The following is a 2,494-nucleotide window of genomic DNA, read 5'->3' on the forward strand; positions in this document are numbered from 1 at the left end:
GCGACCGCCAGGGTGTTCCCGGTCCCCGCGATGAGCGCGGTCATCAGGAACGGCGTGCCGCCGCTGACGATGATCGCGGACAGCTGGTAGGCCAGGCCGACCATCTTGTTCCGGCGGCCCAGCGACAGGATCTGCGCGAAGCCGGTGTAGAACCACATGCCTTCGAAGATCACGTAGAACGCGACGAGGTCACGCAGGAACGCCGTGTCGGCTTCCGGCGTCCCGGTCTCGAAGTCCGGGTCCTCGAGGTGCTGCGTGTACTTCAGCGCCCACGCGTCCTTGTCCGAAATGGACGGGACCTCGCGGTACATGTTGAACAGCTCGCCCTCGACCAGGCCGAGGCTCTCGCAGATGTACTGGAAGGTGTGCGTGTGCACGGCCTCCTCGAACGCCTGGCGCAGCAGGTACTGGCGGCACTCGGGGTTGGTGATCTGCCGGTACACCGCGAGCACGATGTTGTTGGCCACCAGGGACTCCGCGGTCGCGAAGAAGCCCAGGTTGCGCTTGAGCATCTGCCGCTCGTCCTCGGTGAGGCCGTCCTTCGACTTCCACAGCGCGATGTCGGCCTGCATGGCGACCTCGGTCGGCATCCAGTGGTTGTTGCAGCCGGCCAGGTACTTCTCCCAGGCCCAGGTGTACTTCATCGGCAGCAGCTGGTTGACGTCGGCGCGCGCGTTGATCATGCGCTTGTCGTCGACGTTGATCCGGGCGGCCCCGACCTCGATCTCGCCGAGGCCGGTGGCGCCGGTCGTCTCCACGTTGGTCATGTTCTCGGGTTCCTTACTGGCAGGATTCGCAGTCGGGGTCGTCGATGCGGCAGGCGGCGCCTTCGGTGGTGACGAAGTCGACGTCCGTCGCGGGCATCTCCTTCGGCTCCGGCGCGGTCACCGGCACCGCCGGGACAGCGGCCGCGGGCGCCGGGGTGGCCGCCGGCGCGGCGGGAGCCGGCGTGGCCGAGACGGCGTTCAGCTTGCCGTCGGTGCCGCGCAGGGTGCTCTTCTCCACGTGCGTCGCGGACTGCGCCCGCAGGTAGTACGTGGTCTTGAGGCCCTTGTGCCACGCGTAGCGGTACAGCTCGTCGAGCTTGCGGCCGCTCGGCGCCGCGATGTACAGGTTCAGCGACTGCGCCTGGTCGATCCACTTCTGGCGCACCGAACCGGCGTCGACGATCCACTTCGACTCGATCTCGAACGCGGTCGCGTACAGCGCCTTCAGGTCGTCCGGGACGCGGTCGATCTGGCCGAGGCTGCCGTCGAAGTACTTGAGGTCGCTGACCATGACCTCGTCCCACAGGCCGCGGGCCTTGAGGCTCTTGACCAGGTGCGGGTTGACGACGGTGAAGTCGCCGGACATGTTCGACTTGACGAACAGGTTCTGGAACAGCGGCTCGATCGACTGGCCGACCCCCGAGATGTTGGAGATCGTCGCGGTCGGCGCGATCGCCATCACGTTGGAGTTGCGCATGCCCACGGTCTTGACGCGCTCGCGCAGCGGCGCCCAGTCCAAAGTGGACGAGAGGTCGACGTCGAGGCCGTCACCGCGGCGCGCGTCGATGAGCAGCTGCATCGAGTCGATCGGCAGGATGCCCTTGCTCCACAGCGATCCCTCGAACGACTGGTACTGCCCGCGCTCCTCGGCGAGGTCGGTCGACGCCGAGATCGCGTAGTAGGAGAGGTGCTCCATCGAGGTGTCGGCGAACTGCACGGCCTCGGCGGAGGCGAACGGGACGCCGATCTCGAACAGCGCGTCCTGGAAGCCCATGATGCCCAGGCCGACCGGGCGGTGGCGCAGGTTGGAGCGGCGCGCCTCCGGGATCGTGTAGAAGTTGATGTCGATCACGTTGTCCAGCATGCGGACGGCCGTGCGCACGGTCTTCTCGAGGCGCTTCGTGTCCAGGCCCTCGGGGGTGACGTGCTTGAGCAGGTTCACCGAGCCGAGGTTGCAGACCGCGACCTCGTCGGTGGTGGTGTTCAGCGTGATCTCGGTGCACAGGTTGGACGAGTGCACGACGCCGACGTGCTGCTGCGGCGAGCGCAGGTTGCACGGGTCCTTGAACGTGATCCACGGGTGGCCGGTCTCGAACAGCATGGTGAGCATGCGGCGCCACAGCTCCACCGCGCGGATCCGGCGGAAGACCTTGATCTCGCCGCGGTCGGCCATCGCCTCGTACTCGCGGTAGCGGGCCGAGAACTCGTTGCCGTAGAGGTCGTGCAGGTCCGGGGTCTCGTTCGGCGAGAACAGCGTCCACTCGGCGTTGGCCTCGACGCGGCGGAGGAACTCGTCCGGCACCCAGTTCGCGGTGTTCATGTCGTGGGTGCGGCGGCGGTCGTCACCGGTGTTCTTGCGCAGGTCGAGGAACTCCTCGATGTCCACGTGCCAGGTCTCGAGGTACGCGCAGGCGCCCGGTGAGCCGCGGGTGCGCGCCGAGCAGACCGTCCACAGTGGTCGTCAGCGTCGCCGACGAGTCGTACCGCGGGAGGTCGCACAGCTCGAT

1 protein-coding gene and 1 pseudogene are annotated in these 2,494 nt (G+C 67.4%); both read right to left on the bottom strand.

Annotation, left to right across the window (positions count from 1 at the left end):
- The coding region (locus tag ABZ342_RS48870; RefSeq protein WP_360488920.1) for a ribonucleotide-diphosphate reductase subunit beta at positions 1-767 on the bottom strand (767 nt) is incomplete at its 3' end.
- Between the two features lie 13 nt (positions 768-780).
- Positions 781-2,400: pseudogene (locus tag ABZ342_RS48875) on the bottom strand (ribonucleoside-diphosphate reductase subunit alpha); the annotation flags it as partial.
- Positions 2,401-2,494 lie beyond the last annotated feature (94 nt).

The organism is Amycolatopsis sp. NPDC005961, assembly GCF_040629235.1.
GTDB classification, from domain to species: Bacteria; Actinomycetota; Actinomycetes; order Mycobacteriales; family Pseudonocardiaceae; genus Amycolatopsis; species Amycolatopsis camponoti.